Annotated in this window: 22 protein-coding genes; 12 read left to right on the top strand and 10 right to left on the bottom strand. The window is 62.2% G+C overall.

Annotated features, from left to right (window positions below; genetic code table 11):
- Window positions 1-104: 104 nt before the first annotated feature.
- The 3 genes from ICL81_RS04710 (at window position 105) to ICL81_RS04700 (ending at window position 2,137) form a co-directional block, all read left to right on the top strand.
- A complete protein-coding gene (locus ICL81_RS04710) occupies window positions 105-827 on the top strand; it encodes a VIT1/CCC1 transporter family protein (RefSeq protein ID WP_188033790.1) in 723 nt (240 codons plus the stop codon).
- A 75-nt stretch (window positions 828-902) separates the two neighbouring features.
- On the top strand, window positions 903-1,238 hold the full coding sequence (locus tag ICL81_RS04705) for an MGMT family protein (protein WP_188033789.1): 336 nt from the start codon (window positions 903-905) through the stop codon (window positions 1,236-1,238).
- Complete coding sequence (locus ICL81_RS04700; protein ID WP_188033788.1) at window positions 1,235-2,137, top strand: LysR substrate-binding domain-containing protein; 903 nt, start codon at window positions 1,235-1,237, stop codon at window positions 2,135-2,137. The genes ICL81_RS04705 and ICL81_RS04700 overlap by 4 nt, the downstream gene beginning before the upstream one ends.
- 83 nt (window positions 2,138-2,220) lie before the next feature.
- Here ICL81_RS04700 and pip read toward each other — a convergent pair whose 3' ends face one another.
- From pip to ICL81_RS04685, 3 genes are read right to left on the bottom strand one after another with little or no spacing between them, the layout of a single operon-like run.
- Complete coding sequence (gene pip / locus ICL81_RS04695; protein WP_215394744.1) at window positions 2,221-3,189, bottom strand: prolyl aminopeptidase; 969 nt, start codon at window positions 3,187-3,189, stop codon at window positions 2,221-2,223.
- Between the two features lie 9 nt (window positions 3,190-3,198).
- Window positions 3,199-3,825, bottom strand: coding sequence for a response regulator transcription factor (locus ICL81_RS04690; protein WP_188033787.1), 627 nt, complete (start codon window positions 3,823-3,825; stop codon window positions 3,199-3,201).
- The gene (locus tag ICL81_RS04685; protein WP_188033786.1) at window positions 3,822-5,081 is read right to left on the bottom strand and encodes a sensor histidine kinase; all 1,260 of its coding nucleotides are present in this window, start codon (window positions 5,079-5,081) and stop codon (window positions 3,822-3,824) included. Before ICL81_RS04685 ends, ICL81_RS04690 begins: the two co-directional genes overlap by 4 nt.
- A 241-nt stretch (window positions 5,082-5,322) precedes the next feature.
- Between ICL81_RS04685 and ICL81_RS04680 the strand changes: the two genes are divergently transcribed.
- Window positions 5,323-5,796 (top strand): hypothetical protein, encoded by a 474-nt coding sequence (locus tag ICL81_RS04680; RefSeq protein ID WP_188033785.1) that lies wholly within the window; start codon window positions 5,323-5,325, stop codon window positions 5,794-5,796.
- A gap of 71 nt (window positions 5,797-5,867) precedes the next feature.
- Here ICL81_RS04680 and ICL81_RS04675 read toward each other — a convergent pair whose 3' ends face one another.
- On the bottom strand, window positions 5,868-8,003 hold the full coding sequence (locus ICL81_RS04675; RefSeq protein ID WP_188033784.1) for an acyl-CoA dehydrogenase: 2,136 nt from the start codon (window positions 8,001-8,003) through the stop codon (window positions 5,868-5,870).
- 607 nt (window positions 8,004-8,610) lie between these two features.
- On the opposite strand from ICL81_RS04675, the gene ICL81_RS04670 reads away from it, so the two are divergent.
- The 3 genes from ICL81_RS04670 (at window position 8,611) to ICL81_RS04660 (ending at window position 10,936) form a co-directional block, all read left to right on the top strand.
- On the top strand, window positions 8,611-9,387 hold the full coding sequence (locus tag ICL81_RS04670) for a hypothetical protein (RefSeq protein WP_188033783.1): 777 nt from the start codon (window positions 8,611-8,613) through the stop codon (window positions 9,385-9,387).
- 78 nt (window positions 9,388-9,465) lie between these two features.
- Window positions 9,466-10,467 (top strand): hypothetical protein, encoded by a 1,002-nt coding sequence (locus ICL81_RS04665; protein ID WP_188033782.1) that lies wholly within the window; start codon window positions 9,466-9,468, stop codon window positions 10,465-10,467.
- Between the two features lie 4 nt (window positions 10,468-10,471).
- Entirely contained in the window at window positions 10,472-10,936 is a 465-nt protein-coding gene (locus ICL81_RS04660) for a dual specificity protein phosphatase (RefSeq protein WP_188033781.1), read from the top strand.
- A 226-nt stretch (window positions 10,937-11,162) separates the two neighbouring features.
- Here ICL81_RS04660 and ICL81_RS04655 read toward each other — a convergent pair whose 3' ends face one another.
- Both ICL81_RS04655 and ICL81_RS04650 read right to left on the bottom strand, forming a co-directional pair.
- Window positions 11,163-12,812 carry a DEAD/DEAH box helicase gene (locus tag ICL81_RS04655; protein WP_188033780.1) on the bottom strand — a complete coding sequence of 550 codons (1,650 nt, stop codon included), beginning with the start codon at window positions 12,810-12,812 and terminating at the stop codon, window positions 11,163-11,165.
- The gene (locus ICL81_RS04650; RefSeq protein WP_188033779.1) at window positions 12,813-17,195 is read right to left on the bottom strand and encodes an efflux RND transporter permease subunit; all 4,383 of its coding nucleotides are present in this window, start codon (window positions 17,193-17,195) and stop codon (window positions 12,813-12,815) included.
- A 92-nt stretch (window positions 17,196-17,287) separates the two neighbouring features.
- Here ICL81_RS04650 and ICL81_RS04645 point away from each other — a divergent pair, with 92 nt between their 5' ends.
- A complete protein-coding gene (locus ICL81_RS04645) occupies window positions 17,288-18,592 on the top strand; it encodes a DUF445 domain-containing protein (protein WP_251381750.1) in 1,305 nt (434 codons plus the stop codon).
- 43 nt (window positions 18,593-18,635) lie between these two features.
- On the opposite strand, the gene ICL81_RS04640 is transcribed toward ICL81_RS04645, so the two are convergent.
- Entirely contained in the window at window positions 18,636-19,280 is a 645-nt protein-coding gene (locus tag ICL81_RS04640; protein WP_188033778.1) for a hypothetical protein, read from the bottom strand.
- A gap of 172 nt (window positions 19,281-19,452) precedes the next feature.
- Here ICL81_RS04640 and ICL81_RS04635 point away from each other — a divergent pair, with 172 nt between their 5' ends.
- Window positions 19,453-19,641, top strand: a complete 189-nt coding sequence (locus ICL81_RS04635; protein WP_188023316.1) for a DUF3073 domain-containing protein — start codon at window positions 19,453-19,455, stop codon at window positions 19,639-19,641.
- A 311-nt stretch (window positions 19,642-19,952) separates the two neighbouring features.
- On the opposite strand, the gene ICL81_RS04630 is transcribed toward ICL81_RS04635, so the two are convergent.
- The 3 genes from ICL81_RS04630 to ICL81_RS04620 all read right to left on the bottom strand — a co-directional run bounded on the left by ICL81_RS04630 (window position 19,953) and on the right by ICL81_RS04620 (window position 22,345).
- Window positions 19,953-20,696, bottom strand: coding sequence for a phosphoglyceromutase (locus tag ICL81_RS04630; protein ID WP_188033777.1), 744 nt, complete (start codon window positions 20,694-20,696; stop codon window positions 19,953-19,955).
- A 17-nt stretch (window positions 20,697-20,713) separates the two neighbouring features.
- The gene (locus ICL81_RS04625) at window positions 20,714-21,832 is read right to left on the bottom strand and encodes a folate-binding protein YgfZ (RefSeq protein ID WP_188033830.1); all 1,119 of its coding nucleotides are present in this window, start codon (window positions 21,830-21,832) and stop codon (window positions 20,714-20,716) included.
- A 219-nt stretch (window positions 21,833-22,051) separates the two neighbouring features.
- Window positions 22,052-22,345, bottom strand: coding sequence for a hypothetical protein (locus ICL81_RS04620; RefSeq protein ID WP_188033776.1), 294 nt, complete (start codon window positions 22,343-22,345; stop codon window positions 22,052-22,054).
- Between the two features lie 133 nt (window positions 22,346-22,478).
- On the opposite strand from ICL81_RS04620, the gene mshD reads away from it, so the two are divergent.
- From mshD to ICL81_RS04605, 3 genes are read left to right on the top strand one after another with little or no spacing between them, the layout of a single operon-like run.
- Window positions 22,479-23,381: a mycothiol synthase gene (gene mshD, locus ICL81_RS04615; RefSeq protein WP_188033775.1), complete on the top strand. Its 903-nt coding sequence runs from the start codon at window positions 22,479-22,481 to the stop codon at window positions 23,379-23,381.
- Window positions 23,382-23,398: 17 nt separating this feature from the next.
- Window positions 23,399-25,525 (top strand): RNA degradosome polyphosphate kinase, encoded by a 2,127-nt coding sequence (locus ICL81_RS04610; RefSeq protein ID WP_251381748.1) that lies wholly within the window; start codon window positions 23,399-23,401, stop codon window positions 25,523-25,525.
- Window positions 25,522-26,484 (top strand): NUDIX domain-containing protein, encoded by a 963-nt coding sequence (locus ICL81_RS04605; RefSeq protein WP_188033773.1) that lies wholly within the window; start codon window positions 25,522-25,524, stop codon window positions 26,482-26,484. Before ICL81_RS04610 ends, ICL81_RS04605 begins: the two co-directional genes overlap by 4 nt.
- Window positions 26,485-26,619 lie beyond the last annotated feature (135 nt).

The following is a 26,619-nucleotide window of genomic DNA, read 5'->3' as shown; positions in this document are numbered from 1 at the left end:
CGAAGTTCAGTTTGCACCGCAAACGAGGTCAAAACACGGCTTCTCCCTCGCTCAAAATCGTTGCTACAGTTGGGTTTTTGAGCAGAGGGGAAGATATTTAGATCATGAGTGAGATCGACATTTCCCGTCCGCATGAGTGGGACCACACCCACTCAGATGTGTCTTCTGGGTGGCTTCGCGCGTCGGTGTTCGGCGCGATGGACGGTCTCGTGTCAAACATCGGTTTGATCGCGGGTATCGCTGCTGCAGGCGCACACAGTTCCGTGGTGTTGCTCACCGGTGTCTCCGGCCTCATCGCGGGTGCAATTTCGATGGCCCTTGGCGAGTACACCTCGGTGCGCACCTCAAATGAGCAGCTCGCGAAGGAGCTCCAGACCGAGCAGGCGGCGCACCTTCGGAATCCGGTCGGCGAGCAGGCTGAGCTCGCCTCACTCTTTGAGCGACTGGGCATGGAGCATCAGACGGCATGCGACGCAGCCGAGCAGGTGCACGCGAATTCTGAATCGGCGATCAAGGTCCACCTCTCACAAGAGCTTGGTTTGAGCGTCGATGACCAGCCGTCGCCGATGGTGGCTGCTGTTTCGTCGTTCATGTCCTTCAGCGTCGGCGCGCTCATTCCGATCCTCCCGTTCCTCTTCGGCTTCGGCAACCTATGGCTTGCCCTCGCGTTCGGTGGCGCCGGCCTCATCATCGCGGGTAGCCTCGCTGCGTTCACCACCGGCCGCAACTGGTTCGCAGGCGGCCTTCGCCAGCTCACGTTCGGTGGCATCGCGGTGATCGCGACGTTCACCATTGGCAAACTCCTCGGGGTCGAAACGCCAATGTAGTCGGGACACGGCATGTGGGGGCGGATCCGCCGACTCGTGTCACCGTAAGCGCCGTACACAAAGTACCCTTGATACATGCCAAATCAGGAGCTTGTTGACGCCGTCCTTGACGTCGTCGAACGTATCCCTCCTGGCCGGGTCATGACGTACGGCGATGTTGGGATTGCGATCGGGGTCGAGGCACCCCGCGCGATCGGTCGCGTTATGGCACTGTTTGGGCACGCATCGCCCTGGTGGCGCGTGGTTCCCGCGAGCGGTCTGCCGCCGCAGGGTCACGAGCGACCGGCGCTGCCCCACTACCTTGCGGAGGGCACGCCCCTCCGTCGGCCGGAGTCTGACGACTATCGCATCGCGCTGTCGTCGGCTCGGCTCCCCTACACGCACGAAATATACGCGGAGGTCGCCCTGTGAACACCGAACCCGAGAACTCCGGCGAAGCAGCGACCGAGGATCCGGTCGTCGAGACCGCACCTGCGGTTGACGCTGTCGCAGAAGAACCGGCGGCACCGACTGGGATCCGCCTCGGATTCGTTCGCGGCGCAGCCCCGAGCCGCTGGGCGAAGCGCTGGAAAGAAATCACCGGCGAACGTCTCGAGCTCGTGCCGGTGAACGCCGTGTTCGGCCACCGCATCCCGAGCGAGGTCAATTACGACGTACTCCTCGAGCGCAGCCGTCCCGGCGAGATGCCCGCCGATCGCGGCGCGAACAACGAGGAACGCCGCTCGCTCCGCCTCTACACCGAGGCCGTCGGCCTCGTCGTCGCGGCAGATCACGAGCTCGCCGAGGCAACCTCGGTCACGCTCGAAGACCTCGCGCTCGTGAAGCTCCTTGATCACCCTGACCACGTCGCTGACTGGCCCGAGCCCGAGCGCTGGGAAGATCCCGCGTGGATGCCGAAGAAGGCGGCCGTTGCACTCGACATTGTCGCGACCGGCGCCGGCGCAATCCTGCTCCCACTCCCCTACGCGCGTCATGCGGTGTCGAAGAAGGAGCACCGCGTGATCCCGGTTGCAGAGAGCGCCGGACTCAACGGCGGTCACATCTGGGCAACGTGGGGCGCGGATCGCGACAACGCTCAGGTACAGGCGCTCGTGGGCGTGCTCCGCGGTCGCACGGCCCGCAGCTCACGCCCCGGCGCGGACGCGGATGCACCGGTCGAAGCGCCCAAAAAGAAGGTGCAGCAGCAGCCCAAGAAGCAGCAGCCGAAGCTCAAGCCCGGCTCGCGCGGCGCTCAGTTGCAGGCAAGCCGTGAGCGCGCAGAACGCAACCGCGCATTGAAGGCTGCGGCGAAGCGCCGCAAGCGCCGCTAAACGTGTAGCGAAGCAGGAAGGCCGGTCAGCATGGAGCTGACCGGCCTTCCTGCTTCGGCGCGCTTTGCGCCAGGCATTAGGCGTTAGCCAGCGAAGCGGTCCGTCGCCCGCACAAGCGCATCGGTGATGCCGGGCTCACCAGCGGTGTGACCCGCCTCGGTGATGATGCTGAAGTCAGCCTCGGGCCATGCGCGGTGCAGGTCCCATGCGGTGCGGATGGGCGTGCACGCGTCGTAACGACCCTGCACAATGAAGCCGGGAATGTGGCGAATCTTGTCAACGTTGGCAATCAACTGGCCCTCTTCGAGCCAGCCAGCGTTCTTGAAGAAGTGGTTCTCGATCCGCGCAAATGCGACGGCCGATGCGACGTCGTTGCGCGCTTCCTCGATGCCCTCGTAGTCAGGGTGCAGTTTGATCGTCGAATTCTCCCAGACCGTCCACGCGACGCCAGCGGGCACGTGTACCGCGGGGTCGGTGTCGAACAGGCGACGGTTGTACGCCTCAACGAGGTCGTCGCGCTCGTCCTCCGCGATGGGTGCGAGGTAGTCCTCCCACATATCGGGGTAGATGAAGCTTGCGCCCTCCTGGTAGAACCAGTTGATCTCCTGCTTGCGCAGCGTGAAGATGCCGCGCAGCACGAGCTCGGTGACGCGATCCGCGTACTTCTGTGCGTACGCGAGCGAGAGGGTCGAGCCCCATGATCCGCCAAATACGAGCCATGCGTCGATGCCGAGGTGCTCGCGCAGGCGCTCGATGTCGTCGACGAGATGCCAGGTCGTGTTGGTGGCGAGGTCGGCCTCGGGCGCGCTCGCGTGCGGGGTCGAACGGCCGCAGCCGCGCTGATCGAAGACGATGATGCGGTACTTCTCAGGGTCGAAGAAGCGACGCGAGTCGGGGGTGCAGCCGCCGCCGGGTCCACCGTGCAGGAAGACTGCGGGCTTGCCCTCGGGGTTGCCGCACGCTTCCCAATACAGCTCATGGCCGTCACCCACGGCGAGCATGCCGTGGTCGTATGGCTCGATCGGTGGGTACAGGCTGCGCAGTTCGGTCATGTGGCTAGCTTAGATCCAGCCCTGCTGCCAGGCGTGCTCTGCAGCCGAGTGCCGCGAGCTCACCCCGAGTTTGGTCATAGCCGCCGAAAGGTAGTTGCGCACGGTGCCCGGTGAGAGGAAGAGCTGATCCGCGATGTCTTGAACGCTCTCCGTCGTCCGACTGGCGCGCAGGGCATCAAGCTCGCGATCGGTCAGTGGGCAGCGCTCGGCAGTGAGGGCGGCCGCCGCGATCTCGGGATCGATGTAGCGCTTGCCAGCGGCCACATCGCGAATGACGTCGGCGAGCTCACCGGCTGGCGTTGACTTCGGCACGAACCCGGCGACCTTTGCGGCGAGCGCGCGGCGCAGCACGCCTGGGCGTGCGTGCCTGGTGACGATGATGGTGCGGGCAGTTGGCACGTCTTCGGCGATGCGGATCGCGGCTTCAATACCGTCTGCGTTCGGCATTTCGAGATCGAGCAGGCACACGTCAGGCTGGGTCTCGCGTGCGAAGACGATCGCTTCGGCGCCGTCACCAGCCCCACGCACGACCTCAATGTCGGGTTCGAGCCCGAGCAGCGCCTCGAGTGCGCCCCGGATGAGGTGTTCGTCGTCTGCGATAAGGAGGCGGATCTTCTCCTGCGCCGCACCGGTCACTTCGCTGTTCCTTCCACAGAGTCTGAGATTCCAGACAGCTGCCCGGTACTGAGCGGCACCTCCGCTCGGAGTTCAAATGTACCGGTGTCAGCGTCCCTCCCGCTCACGAGTGATCCGCCTGCTGCCTCGATCCGCAGTCGCAGTCCGGCTAAGCCAGAGCCCGGTGCGCGCCCGAGCGCCGCGGTCGGCTCCCCCGTCGCGACACCGTTGTTGGTCATGCGGAGCACACAGCTGCCGCCCTCACTCCTGAGCGAGATCGCCGCGGTGGTGGCCTCGCTGTGTCGCAGGATGTTTGTCGTGCCCTCACGCACCGCCAGCGCGAGCGCGTGCTGCGCGCGGGTGTCACGCGGGCTTGCCACCAGGTCGAGGGTGCACTCGGCGCCCGCCAGGGTGAGCACGTCGCGCGCGTTCTCCAGTTCTTCCGCGAGGCTCACCTCACGCAATCCGGCGACGAGCGCACGGGTTTCCTCCATCGCTTGCTTGGCGATGAGGCGGATCTCTTGCACCTGCGCCGCAGCCTGCTCGTTCGCCGGTGCTGGCGAGCGCTCCAAGAGGCGCTCCGTGAGTTCTGCCTTCAGCGCGATGACCTGCAGATGGTGGCCCTGAATATCGTGCAGGTCGCTCGCGAAGCGCAGCCTCTCCTGCGTGACTGCGAGCTCTGCCGCTGCCTTGCGGGCGTCATCGAGTTGTTTCACGATGCCCCACATCCACAGACTGAGCAGCAGCATGGTTGGCATAAACGCCGCGTAGATGAGCACGAACCAGATCGGCCCCTGCAGCATCGGCGCCCACGCCGCAGCCTCCTGTGTCCACAGCGGAATCAGGCAGAACACCGCACCCAGCGTCAGCAGCCACCACCGCGCGCGACGTGACACGAGGCAGCTCATGAGCGAGAGTGACAACCAGAGCGGTACCGCGGCGAGCAGCGACAGTCCCTCGCCGAAGAATCCGCACGCCCAGGCCAGCACGCTCGGCACCACAAGCGCTGTGACCCACGCACGAGATGGCAGTCCACCGTCGATGCCTGCACGCAAGAACCACGACCACCGAACCTGAACAACGCACGTCACGAGCATGAGCACGACGAGCACCGCAAGCAGTGGGCTCCACCCCTCTGCGATCCGCTCGGCGAGCATCAGCAGGGTGAAACCACAGATCACGACGAAGAACATCACGATCGATGCGAGCGTATAGTTCCACGTCGCGTTGACACCTGCGCCGGTCTCACGTGTCTGGGGGAAATTCTGCGTATCCATCGCGTTCCAGCCTATGGCGTGACCATCCCTACGACCCATGACAAATGTCACACAAACACCGTGCAGATTCACTCGCGATCACGTGATCGGCGGCACTACACCGGCAGGCCAGCACTCGAAAAGATAGATACATCGCCGCTGCGGGATCCGCCTCACCGGCCAGGATCACCCAAGCAACATCCCCAGGCGCCATCGCCCAGGCACAACCCAGGCCGCACACTTCCGGCCACGAAAGGTCATCATGCTCACCACGTTCCAGGACTTCGCCGCTTCACTTCCCGAGGCCCTGCAGTGGCTTGGGGTCTTCCTCGTCGCGGCAATTCCGTTCGTCGAGTCCTACTTCGGGTCGGCGATCGGCGTGCTCGCTGGCATCAACCCCATCGTCGCCGTCGCTGCTGCGATCTGCGGCAACATCCTCTCGATGTTGATCTTCGTGCTCTCGGCTCACGGCATCCGCTCGAAGGCCACCGCAAACCGCGAGCCCGTCGCCCTCACCCCGAAGCGTCAGAAGCTGAAGGACCGCATGGACCGCTTCGGCGTCCCCGTCGTGAGTCTGGCCGGCCAGATCTTCCTGCCCAGCCAGATCACCTCGGCAGCAATGGTGTCATTCGGTGCTTCGAAGAACCTCGTCATCTTCTGGCAGATCATCTCGATCATCATTTGGGGCGTCCTGTTCGGCGTGCTGGCATCGCTCGGTGTCGCGGTCGTTAGCTAGTCACGAACGGCAGAGCGCCCCGGGGGTTCCGGGGCGCTCTGCCGTTGCAGGTCTCACGGCCAACGCCGCAGCTAGTCGGCGGATCGAGCTGCGCGCTCCCGAGCGCGCAGCTCCTTCTCGTGTATCGGCCAGGTTCCCGCCGCCTTCTGCGCTGCAACATAGTCGGCGGCCTCCGCCTGGCGTTCAGCTTCGATGCCGGTGGCAATCTCTGCCCGGAGCAATTCGGGCGTGAGCGCGAAGGCATCGACCAGGTTGAGTGCCTGCACGCGCAACCGGCCAATGAGCCGGTCGATGTAGGCAGTGACGGCCTCGATCCGCGCCCCTGAGAGGCGTCCCTCGATGAGGTACCAGGCAGCATGCCGCTCGATGAGCGAGAATCCGAAGAGATCGCGCAACCAGGTGAGGACCTGGCGGGTGTCCCTGTCGTAGACGCGGCCGAGTGCGTCGGTGAAGGCTTCCCACTGGAGCAGCTCGCCGTGCGCCCTGGCAGCGGCGATGAGCTTCGCCTGCTGCGCGTTGAAGGCTTGCTCGCTCGCGATGGCCTTCGCACGCTTGTCGCCGTGCGGGACGTGCTTGGTTGCCTCTCGCATCGCGAGCGCGATATCGGCGACCATGGTCTGCACGCGATCTGCGAGCAGCGCGTGCTGCGCCTCGCTCGTGCGCAGGCTGTCGACCGAACGACCTACCTGGCCGAGATCAGCAATGCTCTGGCCGACCTGTCGCAGCCCGAAGCGGCTCACGCGATCACCCAGCTGAGCTGCGGCTGCCTTCACGAGTGCGGCCCGGTCGCCGTCTCTAAACTGCTTTGCGTAGTCGGTAAGCAGGCGTTTGCCTACGAGCTGCAGCAGGATGTGGTTGTCGCCTTCGAACGTGGCGTAGACATCGAGGTCGGAGCGCAGACCAGTGATCCGGTTCTTGGCCATGAAGCCGGATCCGCCGCACGCTTCGCGCACCTCCTGGAGCGTATCGAGCGCACCCCAGGTCGACAGTGGCTTGAGCGCCGCAGCCAGGGTCTCGAGGTCCTCGCGATGGGCATCCGAGTCGTTCGTGCCCGAGAACACCTCATCGAACACGGTCAGCAGCCGTTCGCTCGCGAAGCCCATGGCGTAGGTCTCTGCGATCCGCGGAATAATGCGCCGCTGGTACTGGCCATAGTCGAGCAACACCGTCTCAGCGCCCGATGCGCCGGGGAACTGGCGGCGCTCACTCGCATACTTCACCGCGATCGTGAGGCCGGCCTGCATCGCGCGCACGGCCGAGCCGTCGAGCGAGACGCGACCCTGCACGAGGGTGCCGAGCATCGTAAAGAAGCGGCGGCCCGGGCTTTCGATCGGCGAGGTGTACGAGCCGTCAGGTGCCACATCGCCGTATTTGTTCAAGAGGTTTTCACGTGGAACGCGCACGTGGTCGAACGCCAGCCGACCGTTATCGATGCCGTTCAGGCCACCCTTAACACCGTCGTCCATGCTCTGGATGCCCGGCAACTTCTGTCCACCGGGGGTGCGGATCGGGACAAACAGCGCGTGCACGCCGTGGTTCACACCCTGCGTGATGAGCTGAGCAAAGACGACTGCCGCTTCGCCGTGGAGGGCGGCATTGCCGAGGAATTCCTTCCACGCGCCAGCGAACGGCGTATGAATGATGAACTCTTGGGCGTCTGGGTCATATGTTGCGGTCGTGCCGATCGAAGCCACGTCAGAGCCGTGACCGATCTCGGTCATCGCGAATGCCCCGGGGATCTTGAGGTTGATCACATCCGGCAGCCACTTCTCGTGGTGCTGCCGCGTGCCGAGGTGAAGAATAGCCGAGCCAAACAGCCCCCACTGTACGCCAGCCTTGATCTGCAACGATGGATCAGCGAGGACGAGCTCCTGGAACGCGGCGAGGTTGCCGCCCTGGTTGTCTGATCCGCCGAGGTCAGACGGAAACGCGCGCTGGATCGCCTGGTGCTCGACCAGACCGTGCAGCTGTTCGAGAACTCGCTCGCGATGCTCGTCCATCGGGAGGCCGGGGATGCCCTGGAATCTTGGGTTCTTGGCGATTTCTCGCGACTCGAGGCGCTCCTTCTGCCACTTGCCAAGGAGGAGATTCGTGAGTTCTTCTGCGTTGATCTTGGGGACCTGGGTCGGGGTCGGGCCCGTGTAGGGGTTGTGCTGGTTGTCAGTGGGTGCGGGTGCGGGTGCGGTCGTGCGTGCGTGCTCGTTCATCGGAGGTCCTCCTTGACGCTCAAACTCTCGGAGCCGGGCTCGTTCGTGTCAGCGCGCCGGCGTTATCGCCAGGCTAGGTCTTCGACCCTTCTCGGATCCCAGACGTCTGGGGTTCCCACATGCGCGCTGCGCATGATTGGCCACACTTCTGTATGGTGCGCACAACGGTTGGGGGTTCTCGGTGTTGAATGGGCACACATGGGTGTCGCTCCCCCGCAGATCCACTGCCGCGACCTCGGGTCCACGCTCGCCGTAGATATGCAATCGGCCGTAGATATGCGATTTGGGGCGGCTTTTGACATATTGATGCTCGTTCGCATATCTACGGCAACAGCACCCGGCCCTTCCACGCTTCGCCTCGGTCAGAGATCGAGCGTTCGTAAGACGAATTCGGGGTATTTCGTACTACCGAAGCTCGATCTCTGACCGAAGGTCAAGGGCTCAGCGTTGTCGCGTCCGCCTCCGGAATTCTGCTCTCGTCGACATGCCCAGACTCTTCCGAACCTTGAAATGTCAGTGCTCGTTTTTAGACTTAGAGGGCAGCGTGGTTCTGCAGCGAACAGCTCCATGAACCCAACGCATTCACCCGTCGCGAAAGGTTTCAGACATGGCTGTCACTCCCCGTTCCACTGCTGCTTCGTTCAAGCAGTACCCGACTGGCTACGACTTCAAGCAGGAGATCCTGGGTGATGTGTATGACCCGAACGAGCCCGTGCTGAGCTTCCTTCGATTCAAGGCCGTGGGGAGGGAATGCGACACCATCGCGCTTGCGGCTGAGCTTCAAGCTCTCAAAGCGACTGGCTTTTCAGCGTCGCCCGATGTGATGAATTCGTTCTGGAACACCTACAAGCGCGCTATCCAGATTTGGTACGGCGAGACCTACAACGTTACACACGAGACCCATGGCGTTAAGCAGCTCTTGGAACGTTGCCTTGTCGGAGAGTATGCCGAGGTTAACGAGCTGTTTGCCGAGTTTGCAGTGCTCACTCACACCCGCGGCAACATGATGCTGGTTCCGGTCTATACCGGTCAGCTCGAAAGCCTCAAGACTTATCGGAGCTTCAACCGTCTTCGGGGAAACTATGACTACTGGGATCTTGCCCTCCGGGATATCCGGAATGACAAGTTCAAGGAATTCTTTAGCGGCGACCTCGTAGCTCCCCAGTTCAACCTTGAGGCAATGCCCGGCGGCTTCGATGACTTCATCAAGCAGAACCACCTTGAGGCGTATGTGGACGAAGCCGGTGCGGTTCGCCCGTTGTGGGAGGGTCACCTCGCTGACAAGGCTGTTCAGCTCCCTCAGACGAAGGAAGATGTTATCCAGTTCCTGGCCAACGTTTGCAGCGCGATCAAGCAGCGCGAGGCTACTCTCGCGGCCCTCTAGACCCAGCACGAAAGCACTGCCAGTACCAAGCTCGAAAGCCTCAGCTAATCTGACCATCACAGACTCGAAGGAGGGAAGATGACAAGAATCCGTGTGATCCCCGAAGCAAACGGTGACTTCGCGCACTTCTCGCGCCTTGTTTCGGCTCTCGGTCTCGACCGGTTTGAAGACGACCGGCTCGTCCTTCTCGGTGGCTACTTTGGAACTGGTGAAGACGGTGCTGCCTGCCTGCACTTTGCCAAGCATCTGACAGAGCAATTCCCCAACCAGGTGGTTTCTTACCTCGGCAGTGAGGAAGCCAGCCTACTCAACTGGCTCGAAGACCCTGCCGCCCAGTCAGCCTGGCTCAGCGAATGGTCTCACCTCAAGACCGCACGGAGCCTGTGCAGCTTCAACGATCTGCTGACCATTTCCGAGCAACTCGACTTTGTGAGTGAGGATGCGAAGACTGTACAGGCGAGCGTACTCATCGCGGGCCTCGTCACTTCGCAGCACGGTGAGCTGCTCGACTGGCTACGGGAGCTGCCGGTGTATGACGGCTCCAGCGTTCCAGTAGGAACGCCCGCCGGCACGGTCGAGATCGAACCTGTCGCATTCCCCGCGGCTGCTGCCTCCGCTGCCCCCACTGCTTCCGCTGCAGGCCCACGAGTCGTGACATACGACACCGTCTCCGCGAGCTACTCGAGCTTCGCCCGGGCGGCACGGCACTACGAGCTCCACGACCAGGGGCACCATGTCCCGGAGGCGTACACGGTCAAGCTTGACGGAGAAGAGATCGGGTACCTCCGTCAGCGCATGGGCGAAGCCTTGGCCGAATACCGTGGTGAAACCGTATGGACGAATGAGTCTTCCCGTGGCGTGAGCTCAGACTTCTTCGTTCTGGCCGAGGCAGCTCAACCAGGCACCTTCGCTGACAACGCGAACTGGATCCCGCTCGTCCCCACTCCTCTTCTCGAGGAGGCAGTCAAGGCAATCGATGAAGCCCACTGCGCGGCGACGACCGATGCCCCCACGCACGACCTCTACCCCGTCGATTTCGAGCGCATCGCCTACGACTACTCGTTGGAAGAAGGAGAGTGATTATTTGACTCAGCTAGACATCTCCAAGATCACTCCGCGGCTGTTCCTTGGAGCTGCCCCGACGAACCTTGACGAGCACAAACGCGAGCTTCAACTCCGGGAAGCATTCGAACTCGGCATTGGACTCGTCGTGGACTGCCGAAAGGGGACCGACGATTCTGCACTCTGGCAGCCCCACGGGGTCACCTACTTAAACCTCGGAGTTGAAGACGCTGGTGATCCGCTCCCCCAGTGGTACTTCTCAGACGGCATCGAGCATATCCACGAGCACCTCGCGCTGCACGACTCGAACGTGCTGGTCCACTGCGAGTTTGGTGCCGCCCGGAGCCCTGCGCTCATGTTGGCAGTGTTACTCACCGACGGGGTACCCCTGTCGGAAGCCCAGAATCAGATTCTCACTTCGCGTGATCAGGCCACGAGCGCCTACTTCGCGGATGCCGCTGAGTGGTACGACTGGTACACGAGCTAGCGCCTGCGCGCCCGGCATCTAGCGAGCCACTTCACCCGAAGTCTTCGCCTCGATCAGAGATCGAGCGTCCGTAAGACGAATTCGGGGTATTTCGTACTACCGAAGCTCGATCTCTGACCGAAGCGAAACGCTGAGGCAAGAGCTGACGCAAAAGAGGGGCGAAGCCACAGGCTTCGCCCCTCCTAAAGGCCGGCGACGCGCAACGCGCGCCACCGCGCTCCCTCGCCTAGTCGCGCAGCTTCGTCGGGTTCATGCCCGGCGTAAACGGTCCGAAGAAGACGGGCTTCACGCCAGCCTCATCGAGCAGCGCCTTCGTAAGCTTCTGGCGGTTACGCAGCGATAGCGTGAACACGTTGCCGCGCTTGCCCGCGCGACCAGTACGGCCCGAGCGGTGCAGGTAGGCCTTGTGATCGTGCGGAGCGTCGACCTGTACAACGTGGTCAACATCATCGACGTGGATGCCGCGGGCAGCCACGTCGGTCGCAACGAGAACGCGGGCCTTGCCCGTCGCAAACTTCTCGAGGTTGCGCTCACGTCGAGCCTGGCTCAGGTCGCCGTGCAGCGCCACGGCTGAGACACCGTTGACGGTGAGCAGCTCGGTAACGCGCTCGGTGCCGAGACGGGTTCGGCAGAACATCATGACACTGCCCTTGAGCTCAGCGAGCTGCACGGTCGCGGCGTCCTTCTCTTCGCGCTGCACGAGCAGCACGCGGTGAGGAACGTTCTTGCCAGCACGCGCATCAACCTCAATCTCGTGTGCGCGAGGTTCGCTCAGGAATTCCTCCACGAGCTCCTGCACGTCACGGTCGAGCGTCGCCGAGAACAACATGCGCTGGCCACCGCGAACGGTCTGGCGCATGATCTTCTGTGTCGAGTCGAGGAAGCCGAGTTCACAGAGATGGTCTGCCTCATCGATGACAGTGATGAGCACCTCACGCAGGTCGAGCTTTCGGCGCTGCACGAGGTCGATGATGCGACCGGGCGTACCGATCACAATGTCGATGCCGCGTTCGAGCGCAACCACCTGCGGATCGATGGGCACGCCACCCACAAGCTGCGCGGTGTACAGGCCGACCGAGCGCGCGATGGGCTGCACCGTGCGGTCAATCTGCAGCGCGAGCTCACGCGTCGGCGCGAGGATCACGGCGCGGGGCTTGCGGATTTCTGCCTTCGGCATCCGCTCGCCACGCTTCAGCTTGGGCTTCTTTGGCGCGGGCGGAATCTTGCCCGCAGCCTTCAGGAAGAGCATGCGCTCAACCAGCGCGGCACCGAAGGCGATCGTCTTGCCCGAGCCGGTCGCAGCCTTGCCGAGGATGTCATGTCCCTCGATTGCATCGGGAATCGTCGCGACCTGAATCGGGAACGGCTGGCTCGCACCCAGCTCACCGAGGGTCCGCACAATGTTGCCGCCGAGGCCGAGGCCTTCCCACGTCGCGTGCGCAGCGTCAGCCGCGGTTGTCACCTGAGTCTTGATGTTCGCAAGTTTTGTGCCTGAATCCTGGCGCGGAGCATCAAGCACCACGGGACCTTGCGCGCCACGGGCGCCGCCCTGTGCGGGGAAGCTCTTCGCCTGACCGCTCTTTACGGGTGCGCCCTTCGCGCCCCCGTCACGACCCGCACCATCACGTCCGAAATCGCCACGACCCGCACCATCACGACGCGAATCATCACGGCGCGAGCCATCACGGCCAGCGCCCTTCGGGGTGAAATCGCCTCGCTTTTCGCCGCGCGGATCCGCCCCTCGGCCACCAGAGGAACGGTCGGTGGCGCGCTCCCCATCAGGAACGCCAAACCGGCCTGCCTTGGTTGGGCGCTTGCCACGACGCGGGTCGTAATTGCCGGGTGCCTTGAAGCCGCCACTCTTTTTCTTTGCCACTTACGCGCGCCCGCTTTCCGTTTCGGAGTCGTTGTCAGATTCTGTCTCGCGTTCTGAGTCGCCATCGACTTCCTGCGCGGCCTGCCACATGAGTTCTTCCCAGTTGATTTCACCAGTGATCGGGATCGCGCTCGCGGGCACGTCCTCGACCGATGGCTTGCGGTGCCCGGGGAGCGGATCGGAGGTCGTTGCAGCGTTCAGGTCGGCTGCAGCGCCCTCGTCTTCGGCTGGATCAGGCTCGACAAGCTCCCAACCAGCAGCTTCGATCTGCTCAGGAACAGGCTCGGGTTCAACGAGCAGCTCATCTTCAGCAATGTCATTCGCTACATCTGCGTCAATGACCTCGGTCTCGGCAAACGGAGGCACGACCTCAATCTCCGATGTGTGGATCGCAATGCGTTCAATGCCACCAGTCGCGGGCTCGCTCGTCACATTGAGACCGAGCGATCGAAGCGCAGAGGTGACCGTAGCGGGCTCCTCGTCGGCCTCAATTTCAACCGGCTCAACCGACTCAATCGGTTCAACCGGTTCAACGTTCTCAACAGCCTCAACAGCCTCAGCTTTTTCAGCTGCAGCTACATCGCTCGCGGGAGCGTTGAGGCCCGCCTGCACAAGGTTTTTCAGCAGCGCCTGCTGGGCGTCAACGTCGATCAGACTACTGCGAACTTCGGTCGGGAACGGCACCTCGGGTTCGAGATCTTCCGCCACTTCGGGCATCGCGTCGCGCTCCGCCACTCGTGCTTCATCTTCGAGAGCTTCGGCAGCAACAGCCGCAGCCGCGGCGAGGTCGAACGGTCGATCGGCCGACTCTGCCACCTCAGACGAGGCCACCGAGATCGGGTCGGGGTTCGTCTCAGGATCGGGAAGCTTCACGCCAGGATCTCCAGCGAGCGCGTTCAGTTCATCAGCGGTCAGCTCGAGATCTGCGGGTGAAACCGGCGGGCGATCAGCCGCGCGACGGCGGAACAGCGATGCTCCACGCTTCATCGCCTCACCAACAGCGGCGCTCGCGCCCCCCGCGCCTCGCACCTCAGCCGCAGCAGACGCGTACGAGGGCGCTTCGAGGCCAGTGCCTGCGGTGATCAGGCCAGCGCCGGTACCAACACCCGCGACCGCACCTTCTGCGCCAGCGACTTGGGTAAAGCCGGTACGACGTCTGCGCCCGAAGCTCTCGCCGCCGATGGGCGCGGATCCGCCACCATCAACAACTGGGCCTCGGCCACCGCGGCCGTTTTCACGGCGCCGCTCGACAAGGTAGTACAGGGTCGGCAACACGACAAGCGTGAGCACCGTCGATGTCAGCAGACCGCCAATCACGACCACCGCGAGGGGCTTCGAGATGAAACCGCCGCCGCCACCGCTAATACCGAGTCCCATAGGCAGGAGCGCGAGAATCGTGGCGAGTGCAGTCATCACGATCGGGCGGAGACGCTGCAACGAACCGTGGATCACGGCGTCGCGCAGTGGCTCACCCTGGTCTCGGTACTGGTTTACGAGGTCGATGAGCACGATTGCGTTGGTCACGACGATACCGACGAGCATGAGCACGCCGATGAGCGATGCGACGCCGAGCGGAGTGCCCGTCACGAGCAGCAGCAGCACCGCACCGGTCGCCGCGAACGGCACCGAAATGAGCAGGAGCAGCGGCTGCAGCAGGCTGCGGAAGGTTGCCACCATCACGACGTACACGATGAGAATCGCCGCGAGGAGCGCGATACCGAGCTGGCCGAACGCCTCCGACTGCTGCGACATAACGCCGCCGATCTCGGCGCTTGCACCCGCGGGCAGCTTGACCGACTTCAATGCATTGTTCACCGCGGTGCCAGCGCTGCCGAGGTCATCGCCATCGGGAAGTGCAGATACGGTCACCATACGTTCGGTGTCTTCGGTACGAATCGAGACAGGGCCGTCGGCAACCTCGACCGTCGCGAGCGATGCAAGCGTACGTTCGCCCTGCGGGGTCTGAATCATCAGAGCTTCGACCGCTGCCTTGTCGTTCGGGGTATCACGGTCGGTGAGATAAACGCTGACCGCGGTGGAGTCAATCGTGACCTGGCCAATCTGCTGTGGCTGCATCTGATTCACCACCATTGCGGCGACAGCGCTCTCGGTGAGGCCAACCTTTGCGGCGCTCGTCCGGTCAACAGCTACCTTGAGGTAGGGACGCGACTGAGCAAGGTCACTTTCGACCTGCTTGATGCCCTTCTGCGTCTGGAGTTCGGCGGTGACCGCTTCAGCGGCCTGCTCGATGGTCTCCTGATCAGGGCCGGTCACGTAGATCTCGATCGCCGACGACATCGTCATGCCGCCACCCGACTGGGCAATAGCAAATTCCCCTGCGTCGCTCAGATCGTCGACCGCCGCACGGATTCGGTTCTGCACCTTCTCCTGGTTTGCATCAGGATTGGTCGTGATCGAGTAGGTGACGACACCGTCGCTCGATCCGCCGAACATGGCGCTCATGCCGCCAGAGCCACCGATCGTGACCTGCACGGTCTCAACATCGGCCATGTCAACAAGCGCATCTTCGACACGCTGCGCTTGATCAAGCTGCGCGTCGAGGCTGGTGCCGGGCTCGAGTGTCTGCGTCAGACCAATCGAGTTCTGCTCGTCTGAACCCATGAAGTTCGTCTTCATGAGCGGAGTCATCGCCATCGTGCCGATAAAGACAGCAACCGCAATGATGATCGTGACGCCGGGCTTCAGCAGGGTCCATTCAATGATCGGGCGATACCAGGACTGCATCTTCGTGCTGACGCTGTCTTCGGTGTAGCGACGCGGCTTTTCTGCGAGCTTCGCAGCTTCTTCGTCTGCTGGCCGCACGAACCAGTACGCAAGCACGGGCACGATCGTGAGCGATACCAGCAGCGACGCGATGAGTGCGAAGGTCACGGTGAACGCGAACGGTCGGAACATCTCGCCAACCATGCCGGCCACAAACGCCATCGGCAGGAACACTGCGACAGTCGTCAGGGTCGATGCGGTGATTGCGCCAGCAACTTCACGTACCGCGTGCACAATTGTGGCGGCACGATTCTCTTCTGTTTTCAAATGGCGCTTGATGTTCTCAATAACCACGATCGAGTCATCAACGACGCGACCGATGGAGATCGTGAGCGCGCCAAGCGTGAGCATGTTGAGCGTGTAGTCAGCGAAGTTGAGGCCGACAAATGTGAGCAACACTGAAACGGGAATCGAGATCGCAGTTACGAGTGTTGCACGCACCGATACGAGGAACAGCAGAATCACGATGACCGCAAAGATCAGGCCGAGCAGGCCCTCGGTGGTCAGCGTGTGCACCGCATCCTGAATATAGGGCGCCTGGTCGAAGACAACCTTGAGCTCGATGCCGTTGAGCTTGTCAGTGAGCGTATCGAGTTCGGCCTGTACCGACTTCGAGACGTCGACCGTGTTCGCAGCAGAGGTCTTGGTGACAGCAATCGTGATCGCGGGCTCACCGTTCACGCGCGAAATCGAGCTCACGGGGTTCTTCTCGAGGGTCACGTCAGCAACGTCAGCAATCGTCGCTGGCGTCGCAATCGGCTCAGGCTCGGGCTCTGCCGTTTCGCTTTCGTCACCGCTGTCGCCAAATACGCCGTCAGTTTCGACAGGCACCTGCGGCAGCATTGCCGAAGCAGGAAGCGGGATCGCGATCGCACCTACCTGCTCGACCGAGTCAACCTCGGTACCGAGCTGGACAGCGAGCGTGCGGTCCTCATCGTTAACAGTGCCAGCGGCCATCAGGATGCCGCTCTGCTGGAGCGCGGCCGTGAGGTTATCGCGCGTCAGCCCACGGTTCGCAAGCTCCGTATCGTTCGGAACGATCGAGATACGGTCGCCAAGCGAGCCGAGCAGCTGGGCATCACGAATGCCTGGCAGATCCTTAATCGCGGGAACAGCGACCCGCTGCAGCAGATCAGCTGCTTCTTCAGCGTCCATGTTTGATGCCGGTGTCGCCGAGATCTGTACCACGGGGAAGTCATCGATGCTGCCCGACATGACCTGACTATCGGCAGAGTCAGGGAGCACACGTGAGAGACGGCTTACCGCGCGTTCGACCTTCTGCTCAGTACTCGCAAGGTCCACGCCATAGGTGAACTGAGCGAGCACAACCGATGAGCCAGTCGACGAAGTCGCCGTCGTCGTTTCCAGGTTTGGCACCGCGCGCAGCGCAGTTTCAATCGGGGTCGAGACGTCGTTATTCACGACATCGGGCGATGCGCCAGGGTAGGTCGTCATGACGGCAACCGTAGGGAACTGCACGGATGGCATGAGCTCCTGCTTGAGGGAGCTCATGCTGAGCGTTCCAAACACCGCGGCGACGATCGTGACAAGTGCGATCAACGCGCGGTTCTTGAGGCTCAACGCTGTGAGAAACTGCATAACTACCAGTATCCCACCCGCACCTGCGGAGCGTTCAACGTATCCACAGTCTGAGCAGCCAATACTGGGCTTGGAATCCCGTAGCGAGGATAATGATTCCTATGTCAGGCCGTCGCTCTCGCCGCTCGCTCGGCGCCGTCACCCCCGCAGACTGGGACCGTCTGCACGCCCTCCGCCGCATGCAGGGCATCGCACTCGGACTGCTGTGCTTCATGGCGGTACTATTCGTCATCTCGTTCTCACTCGAGTCCCGCTACCCGTGGCTCTCCTACGTTCGCGCGGCGAGTGAAGGCGGAATGGTTGGCGCGCTCGCTGACTGGTTCGCCGTTACTGCGCTGTTCCGGTATCCCCTCGGAATCAAAATTCCGCACACGAACATCATTGCTGAACGCAAGGACGAGATCGGCGAAGGGCTCGGCTCCTTCATCGAAGAGAACTTCCTCGCTGACGACGTTATCGACGCCAAACTCGCAGAAATCAGCGGGTCACGCATCGCGGCCGAATGGCTCACCGTGCCTGAGAACGCGGATCGCGCCACCGCGCTCACCGCAGACGCACTCACAGCGGTGCTCAACGTGCTCGACGACCGCGACGTACAGGAGCTCCTTGAGTCGCTCGTTCGTACGAACATCATCGAGCCAGACTGGGCTCCCACAATTGGCCGCGCCACCGCCACATTTGTCGAGGGCGGTCACCACGAGGCGGTTGTGAGCATCGCTGCCGATCGCCTCGAACAGTGGCTCGTCGAGCACCCACACGTCTTCGACAACATGGTCTCTGCGCAGCTCCCCGCTTGGGTTCCGAGCATCGTGAGCGGCTTCGTTGACAGCAAACTCCACGCGGAAGCAGTGAAGTTTGCTCACAACCTCGCAACCGACCCAGATCATCCCTTCCGGGCAACCATTGGCGAATTCATTGGCACGCTCGGGAACGACCTCCAGACCAAACCCGCGCTACAGCAACAGGTTGAGTCGCTGAAGGCTGAGGTATTCGACAGTCCACGCGTTCGGGCCCTTGCTGAGAACGCCTGGGACATGGTGCGATCCGCGCTCACTGCAATGTTGGCGGATCCCGAAAGCGATCTCCGCCGCCACATCACCGCCGCGTTCAGTCAGTTTGGTATCCGCCTCGCAAGCGACGAAGCCCTCAGGGAGAAGATCGATACCTGGCTGACCACCGGCGCGAGCTACCTCGTGCGCAAGTACCGCCACGATCTGTCACAAGTGGTGGTTGACACGGTCGAACGATGGGACGCCTCGGAGGCTGCCGAGAAGATTGAGTTGCAGGTCGGCAAAGATCTACAATTCATCCGCATTAATGGCACCGTGATCGGTGCGCTCGCTGGGCTCGCTATCTACACGATCGCAACACTCGTCATTGGCCCGCTCGTGCACTAGGACTGACGGCGCGCACACGCGCCGTGCTCACCGTCAGGCGTGGCTACTTGGCGTAGCCGTATGGCAGCAGAATGTCTTGCACGCGATCGCTCGCCGCGGTGTGATCTGAACGGGTGGTCACCGCGCACCGATCAACGTTGCAGTCGACGCCCTCAGAGGTAGCCTCAGGAACAGTCAGCACCACCTCAAAGGTGCCAGCCTTGGTGTCGAGATACGAGTGGGTTGCGAAGCTCTTCCACGCCCAGTCACTCGTGACCCAGGCGCTCGCGAGCGGATCTTCAGCGTCAACTTCCCCGTCCATCGCACCCTCGGGGAGGCCGCCAAGACACGGGCCAGGCTTCACATCGGGTGTCGCTGGAATGGCGCAGAACCCGACGTATATGCCAATTCCGGCATCGAAGCCGGAACCCGTCACAACGATCCGATCGCCCGGCTTGAGCGCCGACATATCGAGCTCATCACCGCTCGCACTGCGAACTTCGACCGTGCGATTACGACCGTCCTCGCCACGCGCGGAATCCCGACTTACGTAAGAATCTGGAACAACCTGCCCGGACAGACCCGCACTCTGGTGCGTGAAGATCGGAATCACCACCACCGCGACCGCACCAAGCACCACAACTGCAATTACTAGCAGTGAAATAAGTAGCGCCCGCACGGTAGGGCGGCGACGGGAAGCGGTAGTCATGCCTCAATCGTAATGCTCCATCGAAGATTACCGAAGAGCAGGTTCGAAGAGCTTGCGAGCGATAGGTCTGATAGATATCGCGTGCTAGAATCTGCCCTATACGTCTATATTGAATGAGTTTTGCCTCGCGGGATTAACGCTCGCGGGGCCTGAGTTGGTAAGGGGGTCACGCATGGGGCGCGGCCGTCAAAAGGCAAAGCACACCAAGGTCGCTCGGGAGCTGAAGTACTTCAGTCCAGAGACGAACTATTCGGCGCTCGAGCGCGAGCTCGCGACGAAGTCTCCGACACAGTCGGAGGAGGAGATGTGGGCTGAGTACGCCGACAAGTACGACATCGACGACGATGAGGACGAGAACTAACTCTCTCTTCTTTGCTTCCGGCCGTTCCGAGAACGACCGCGCAAATTCGACGCCATCACCACCCCGATGGCGTCTTTTGCGTGCCCGCGCGCTGTTCTGCGCCTGTGCCCTGTGCTCACCGCCTCGGGCCACCTCACCTTCGGTAGCGAAAGGTCGCTTCGGTATGACTGATTCAGGGGAATTCGTCTTACGGAAGCTCGATCTCTGACGCTCGCGAAGTGCGGACTGGCAGGCAGCAAGCAGGCAGCGGCAGCAGACAGCAAAAGGGGAGCCCCGTACGGGACTCCCCTTTTGGCGCAGTAACGAGAAGCTTACTTCTTACCCTGCGCTGCGACAGCAGCAGCGCCGGCAGCAGCAGCCTCGGGATCGAGGTAACGGCCCTTGCCAGTCGGGGTACCGTCTTCGTTGATTTCGTACACGAGCGGCATGCCAGTCGGGATGTTCAGCGAAGCAATGTCTTCGTCCGAGATGCCCTCGAGGTGCTTCACCAGTGCGCGCAGCGAGTTGCCGTGGGCGGTGACAAGTACAGTCTTGCCCGAGTTGAGCTCGGGAAGAATCTCGCCCTCCCAGTAGGGAACCAGGCGCGTGATGACGTCCTGGAGGCACTCGGTGTTGGGGCGTTCGCCGTCAATGCCGTTGTAGCGCGGATCGTTTGCCTGCGACCACTCGCTCGCATCGTCGAGCGCGGGGGGCGGGGTGTCGAACGAGCGACGCCACTCCATGAACTGATCCTCGCCGTACTTCTCAAGGGTCTCAGCCTTGTCGAGTCCCTGGAGCGCACCGTAGTGACGCTCGTTGAGACGCCACGAACGCTTTACCGGGATCCACAGACGATCAGCGTGGTCGAGCGCAAGGTTCGAGGTCTGAATCGCGCGGCTCAGCAGCGAGGTGAAGAGGACGTCGGGCAGCACGCCGGCGTCTGCAAGCAGCTTGCCGGCTGCAGCAGCCTCGCCCTTGCCCTTCTCAGTGAGGCGGCAATCCACCCAACCAGTGAACAGGTTCTTCTCGTTCCATTCGCTCTGGCCGTGGCGGAGCAGGATCAGGGTATTGGTCATGGTTCCAGTCTATTCAGTCAGATTCGTTTGAGCTTCGGAATATTGGCTGTTGCGCCAGCATCTGAGGGAACGATCACCTCAGGGGTGGCTGCGATGATTTCACCGCTGTCTTCGGTACGCACTTCGAGCGCGGCGTCCTCAGGAATTCCACGTTTCACCAGTGCGAGCGCGATGGGACCCCACTCGTAATGGTTGGCGGCGCGGGTGATCCGCCCTACTGGACGAGCCTCGTCGTTGGCTGATTCGCCCGCACGATACACCAGCGCGCCAGCCGCGGGGAGCTCACCCGCAGAGCCGTCGAGATGCAGCATGACGATGCGGCGCGGCGGATGGCCAAGGTTATGTACCTTGGCAACCGTTTCCTGGCCGCGGTAGCACCCCTTGTTCAGGTGCACTGCCGTGCGGAGCCAATCAAACTCGTGCGGGATCGCTCGCTCATCAACATCGCTTGCGAAGTTCGGGCGCCAGGCACGAATCTCTAGCGGATCGAGCGCCAGCGTGCCAGCTACCGAAACCTTGCCGGCTTCGATCAGCTCGACAACACCAGTGAGCTCAACACGAGGGAAGATGGATGCGACGAATGACCAGTCCGTACCGGGGTGCTCGCCGCGAGCGTACTGGACGCCGCCGCGCTGAAGACTCGCCCAGGGGTCACGCCATTGCGCGGCCGCGGTTCCGAGAGCACGCAAGTGGGCGGCAGCGTGATCCGCGCCCGCCTCGTCACCGGCATCAAATGCGCCGACGACCGCGTAATCAGCGGTGACGTTCGTCACCTCAACCCGCAGCGCGAAACGCATACGCATGAGGAAGTTCGTGAGGTCGTCGCCGGCGGTGGGTGCGACAATCAGCCAGGCGGTTTCACCGTCATCAACGAGGCGAATCGCGTGCTGGATACGACCGTTCGGATCGAGCAGAAGCGTTTCAACACCCTCACCAGGCTGAACACCGAGCAGGTGCTGCGAGGTGAACGAGTGCAGCCAGCTCAGACGGTCTGGACCGCTCACTGTCACGACCGCGTGATCGGACAGATCGACAATCGCCTGACCGGTCTTGAGTGCGCGTTGCTCTGGCAACGGCGAACCGTAATGCGCAGCAACGTCTCGTTCGCCGAGCGCAACAGCGCCAGGCAGATGCATGAAGGGACTACTCACTGGAATGACCTCCGAGCTCGTAATGGTTCAGGGGCCGAAGCGAATACGCGTTGTTTAGCGCTGGCCTTTGAAGAGCTTGTAGATGACCGTGCCGGAAACCCATGCAATAGCCAGCGACGCAAGGCCAAGCAGGCCGAGGAAAAAGAGTTCAAGCGCGAGAAGCATGATGCCAGTGTACTCCTAATTCTGAAATTTGTTTCGGGTCTAGATGCGACCGATGAGCGTGCCGATGCCGTCGACACCAGCGGTTATCAGCACACAGCCCGCAATGCTGAAGGCCAAACGCGTGATGAAACCGTTCTTCTGCGCGGTACCCAGCTGCAGTGCAAAGGTCACGAGTGAGCCGAGTCCGATTGCAAAGACGAGCCACGCGACGCGGCTCTCAGCTGGTGCGAAGACCAGCACCATGACGCCAAAGACTGCCGCCACTGCCCACGCCGTCACGAGCCGCCCGATGTGCCACGGGTGCGATTCGGGTGCCTCGTTGGTTTCGCTCATAGTTTCCATCTTTGCACACGCCGTGAAAACCACCCTCGAAAGGTTCAACTCGGCAGCGCTCTCCTCGGAATGTCAGGGGTCCCACGTAAGATTATGAGCACCAAAGGTTTCCACACCTGAAGGAGGAGCACCGATGTTCACGCTTACCGTCGTTTCGCAGAAAGACCTCGTTTCAGGCGTGCGCACGGCCCGCTCCATCGCGGCTGCAGCAGAAACGTTTGATGGCACTCCCCCGGTTTCCGACCAAGCGTTCATCGCGGCAGAATCTGGGGCTCGTGAGCTTTTCCTAGCGATCGAGGTCGGTGCAGATGCGATCGGCTTCGGCATTCTCGGCGAGGGTGAGCTCGACGTCGTTGTACTTCCAGAGCAGCGCCGGCATGGTGTCGGTACCGCGCTCGCGAATGGCATGTTGACTGGGGTGACAGAAGCGATCCGCGTCTGGGTGCATGGCTCACAGCCTGATGCCGAAGAGATTTTGTCGAGCAAGGGTTTCACCCCGGTGCGCACGCTACTGCGTATGTCTCTCGACCCAGCGATGTTGCCCACCGCCTATCCTGCGCTGCCCGAGGCCACGAGCCTGCGCACGCTTGACCCGACAAGTGATACCGATGCAAACGCCTGGGTGACAGTGAACGCCGCGGCGTTTGCGTCCCACCCTGAGCAGGGCCGCATTACCGTCTCAGACTTTGCCCGCATGATCGAAGAGCCCTGGTTTGATGCGTCGGAGCTGTTCTTGCTTGAGGCCGAGGGTGTTGCGGGTCTTGCCGGGTACGGCTGGGTGAAGACTGTTGGTGACCCCGCTGGTGGTGCGCCAGACACCGAGCTCTACGCTCTGGGTATGGCGCCTGCTGCGGCCGGCCGTGGCCTTGGCCGCGTACTCCTCGATCAGACGCTTGCGCACATGCGCACGCACAACCCAAAGTCTGTGTCACTGTACGTCGACGGTGAGAACACTCGCGCCGTCAAGCTGTACGAGCGCAATGGCTTCACCGTTGCGGCACGATCTGCGCAATGGCTACGCCCCGCGACCCACTAACTGTAAGAATGGGAACTATGAGCGAAGATACGCCCACCATCGAAGGCTTCGAAGAGCCGCTGCCCGCAGATCGATACATCGATCGCGAACTCAGCTGGCTCGCATTCAATCAGCGCGTGCTTGAGCTCGCTGAAGACCCCTCGGTGCCGCTCCTCGAGCGCGCCAACTTCCTCGCCATTTTCGCGTCGAATCTCGACGAGTTCTTCATGGTGCGCGTCGCAGGTCTCAAGCGCCGCATCGTCACCGGCCTTGCAGTGCCGACCAATGTGGGTCGCGCACCCACTGAGGTCCTCGCAGACATCATCAATACCGCCTACGAGCTGCAGAAGCGTCACGCACGCTGCTACTCAGAGGTCATCAAGCCCGAGCTTGCCGCAGCTGGCGTCCGCATCGTCGATTGGCAGAGCCTCGACTCGGCTGATCGCGTGGTGCTGAAGGACTACTACGAGCACCACATCTACCCCGTCCTCATGCCGCTCGCGGTCGACCCTGCGCACCCGTTCCCGTATATTTCGGGCCGCGCGCTGAACCTGTCGATTCGCGTCTTCAACCCGCGCACCGACAAGGTCGAGTTTGCGCGTCTGAAGGTGCCGCAGATGATCCCGCGGTACGTCCGCGTTGACCGTCGCGAGACCGAAGACAATGTGCGCTTCATCCCGCTTGAGGCGCTCATTGCGAACCAGCTCGACGGACTCTTCCCTGGCATGGAGGTCATGGACCACCATGTCTTCCGCGTCACCCGCAACGAAGACGTCGAGATTGAAGAAGATGAGACGGAGAACCTCATCCAGGCGCTCGAGAAGGAGCTCCTGCGCCGCCGCTTTGGCCCGCCCATCCGTCTCGAGATCTCGGACGACATGGACGAGGCCACCCTCGACCTGCTGAAGCGCGAGTTCGACATCGACCCCGAGCAGGTCTACGTGCTGCCCGCGCCGCTCGACCTCTCAGGTCTCTTTGCGCTCACCAGCATTCCGCGCCCTGACCTGAAGTTCACGCCGCACATCCCTGTGACGCATCCGAAGTTCCGTACCAGCTCACCGAGCGAGAAGCCCGACACGTTTGCCGCAATCGCACGTCGCGAGGTGCTCGTGCACCACCCATACGAGTCATTTGCGACGAGCGTGCAGGCGTTCATTGAGCAGGCGGCGACCGACCCCGATGTGCTCGCAATTAAGCAGACCCTCTACCGAACTTCGGGCGACAGCCCAATTGTTGCATCGCTCATCAAGGCGGCAGAGGCAGGCAAGCAGGTTCTCGCACTAGTTGAAGTGAAGGCTCGCTTTGACGAAGAAGCGAATATCACCTGGGCACGCAAGCTCGAGCAGGCGGGCGTGCACGTGGTCTACGGCATCGTCGGCCTCAAGACCCACTGCAAGCTCGTTCACGTCATTCGTGAAGAAGCCGGCAAACTCACTCACTACTGTCACATCGGAACGGGCAACTACAACCCCAAGACGAGCCGCATCTACGAAGACTTCGGCCTGTTCACCTCGTCTCCCGAGGTCGGTCGTGACGTCACGAAGCTCTTCAATGTACTTTCGGGCTACGCAATCGAGACAGACTACAACCGGCTCCTCGTCGCACCCCTGCAGCTGCGCACTGGCCTGCTCGAACGTATCGAGCGTGAAACCGAGAACGCGCGCGCTGGCCTGCCAAGCGGCATCAAGTTCAAAGCGAACTCGATGGTCGACGAGCAGATCATTGACGCGCTGTACCGCGCGAGCAAGGCGGGCGTACCCATCGAAGTGTGGATTCGCGGCATCTGTTCTATTCGCGCGGGCGTCCCTGGTCTGTCCGAGAACATCCAGGTGCGCTCAGTACTCGGCCGCTACCTCGAGCACTCACGCATCTACGCGTTCGAAAACAACGGCGACCGCGAGGTCTACATTGGCAGCGCTGACCTGATGCACCGCAACCTCGACCGTCGCATCGAGGTACTCGTTCGCATCGCAGAGCGAGAGCACCTCGCTCGTATCGACCGTTTCTTCGAGTTCGCATTTAGCGACGAGGTTTCCTCGTGGCGCATGCTGTCTGACGGCAGCTGGGACCGCCGTGTGGTGAGCGAAGAGGGCGAACCGCTCCCCGATCTCCAAGACCTAGTCATGATCGACCGTACGGAGGCGCGCGATCGGAGGAACCGTTGAGTAAGTCACTCTTCGCGGCGGGCACAGTCTGCTGGCGACGCGTCACCGACGAGCACGGTGTCGAGCAGATCATGGTGCTGCTCATTCACCGCACGAAGCAGCGCGATATTTCGTTCCCAAAGGGCAAGCTTGACCCAGGTGAGGGCATGCCGGAGGCCGCGGTACGCGAGACTCTCGAAGAGACCGGCCTCAGGGTCGGCCTCGGTGTCAACCTAGGCACTATCCAGTACCCGCTGTCTAAAAAAGACCCCAAGCAGGTGAAGACGGTGCAGTACTGGGCAGCCGAGGTCACTGACTCGGCCGTGCAGGCGTCAACCTTCCGCCCGAACAGCGAAGTCGAAGCGCTCGAATGGTTGCCCGCAGAGCAGGTGAGCGAGCGCCTTACCTACCCGGCAGACCGAGACCTCTACAGCGTCTTCTTGAAGCTCGTCGCACGAAACGCGTTCGATACCTTCTCGGTGATTCTGCTCCGCCACGCGAAAGCAGAACCTCGCGGGGAGGCATTCCCAATTGATCATCAACGCCCTCTTGCGCCCGCCGGCGAAGAACAAGCAGAGAAGCTCGTCGCGATTCTGCAGCCGTTCGCGCCGAAACGACTGATTTCGTCGACGGCAACACGGTGCTTGCAGACCGTAGCACCACTCGCAGCACACCTTGGCAAGCGGGTGCGCGAGAAAGACGGCCTCAGCCAGGAAGCGTGGGAGGCGGGCGACCTCACCGAGCTTCGCGCGGTCATCGGCAAGATTGTTCGCAAGACTCGCAATGCGCTCATCTGCACGCACCGACCGGTACTGCCTGACGCGATCCGTGAGCTCGCACTCGCAACCGGCAGTCTGCCTGGCCGCTACCTGCAGGAAGCCGCCGCGCTACCACCAGGCGCCTTCTCGGTGTTCCATTTTTCGAAGCAGAATCCAGGCGCCGGCATCTTGAGCGTCGAAACATACCCCGTGAAGTTGTAATGTTTGCACCTGCTCGGTGAAGACGCAGTTCACAGAGTCAGTGCGTTCGTTCACCCGCTGTTCACTTTGTGGCATCCCCGCGGTCACTCAAGCTTTCTACCGTAGAGATGTGGCCAATTCCGGTCGCACCAAATT

It is taken from the genome of Leucobacter sp. cx-328, from assembly GCF_014530035.1.
In the GTDB taxonomy this organism is placed as follows: Bacteria; Actinomycetota; Actinomycetes; order Actinomycetales; family Microbacteriaceae; genus Leucobacter.
This window is presented reverse-complemented; position numbering and strand designations above follow the sequence as displayed.

Bases quoted from the DNA above. Each gene is read 5' to 3' on its own strand.
- mshD (WP_188033775.1), top strand. From the start codon at position 22,479: ATGTTCACGCTTACCGTCGTTTCGCAGAAAGACCTCGTTTCAGGCGTG.
- ICL81_RS04650 (WP_188033779.1), bottom strand. From the start codon at position 17,195: ATGCAGTTTCTCACAGCGTTGAGCCTCAAGAACCGCGCGTTGATCGCA.
- ICL81_RS04670 (WP_188033783.1), top strand. From the start codon at position 8,611: ATGGCTGTCACTCCCCGTTCCACTGCTGCTTCGTTCAAGCAGTACCCG.
- ICL81_RS04685 (WP_188033786.1), bottom strand. From the start codon at position 5,081: ATGGATACGCAGAATTTCCCCCAGACACGTGAGACCGGCGCAGGTGTC.
- ICL81_RS04680 (WP_188033785.1), top strand. From the start codon at position 5,323: ATGCTCACCACGTTCCAGGACTTCGCCGCTTCACTTCCCGAGGCCCTG.
- ICL81_RS04675 (WP_188033784.1), bottom strand. From the start codon at position 8,003: ATGAACGAGCACGCACGCACGACCGCACCCGCACCCGCACCCACTGAC.
- ICL81_RS04645 (WP_251381750.1), top strand. From the start codon at position 17,288: ATGATTCCTATGTCAGGCCGTCGCTCTCGCCGCTCGCTCGGCGCCGTC.
- pip (WP_215394744.1), bottom strand. From the start codon at position 3,189: ATGACCGAACTGCGCAGCCTGTACCCACCGATCGAGCCATACGACCAC.
- ICL81_RS04710 (WP_188033790.1), top strand. From the start codon at position 105: ATGAGTGAGATCGACATTTCCCGTCCGCATGAGTGGGACCACACCCAC.
- ICL81_RS04630 (WP_188033777.1), bottom strand. From the start codon at position 20,696: ATGACCAATACCCTGATCCTGCTCCGCCACGGCCAGAGCGAATGGAAC.
- ICL81_RS04665 (WP_188033782.1), top strand. From the start codon at position 9,466: ATGACAAGAATCCGTGTGATCCCCGAAGCAAACGGTGACTTCGCGCAC.
- ICL81_RS04705 (WP_188033789.1), top strand. From the start codon at position 903: ATGCCAAATCAGGAGCTTGTTGACGCCGTCCTTGACGTCGTCGAACGT.
- ICL81_RS04640 (WP_188033778.1), bottom strand. From the start codon at position 19,280: ATGACTACCGCTTCCCGTCGCCGCCCTACCGTGCGGGCGCTACTTATT.
- ICL81_RS04620 (WP_188033776.1), bottom strand. From the start codon at position 22,345: ATGAGCGAAACCAACGAGGCACCCGAATCGCACCCGTGGCACATCGGG.
- ICL81_RS04610 (WP_251381748.1), top strand. From the start codon at position 23,399: ATGAGCGAAGATACGCCCACCATCGAAGGCTTCGAAGAGCCGCTGCCC.
- ICL81_RS04625 (WP_188033830.1), bottom strand. From the start codon at position 21,832: ATGCATCTGCCTGGCGCTGTTGCGCTCGGCGAACGAGACGTTGCTGCG.
- ICL81_RS04635 (WP_188023316.1), top strand. From the start codon at position 19,453: ATGGGGCGCGGCCGTCAAAAGGCAAAGCACACCAAGGTCGCTCGGGAG.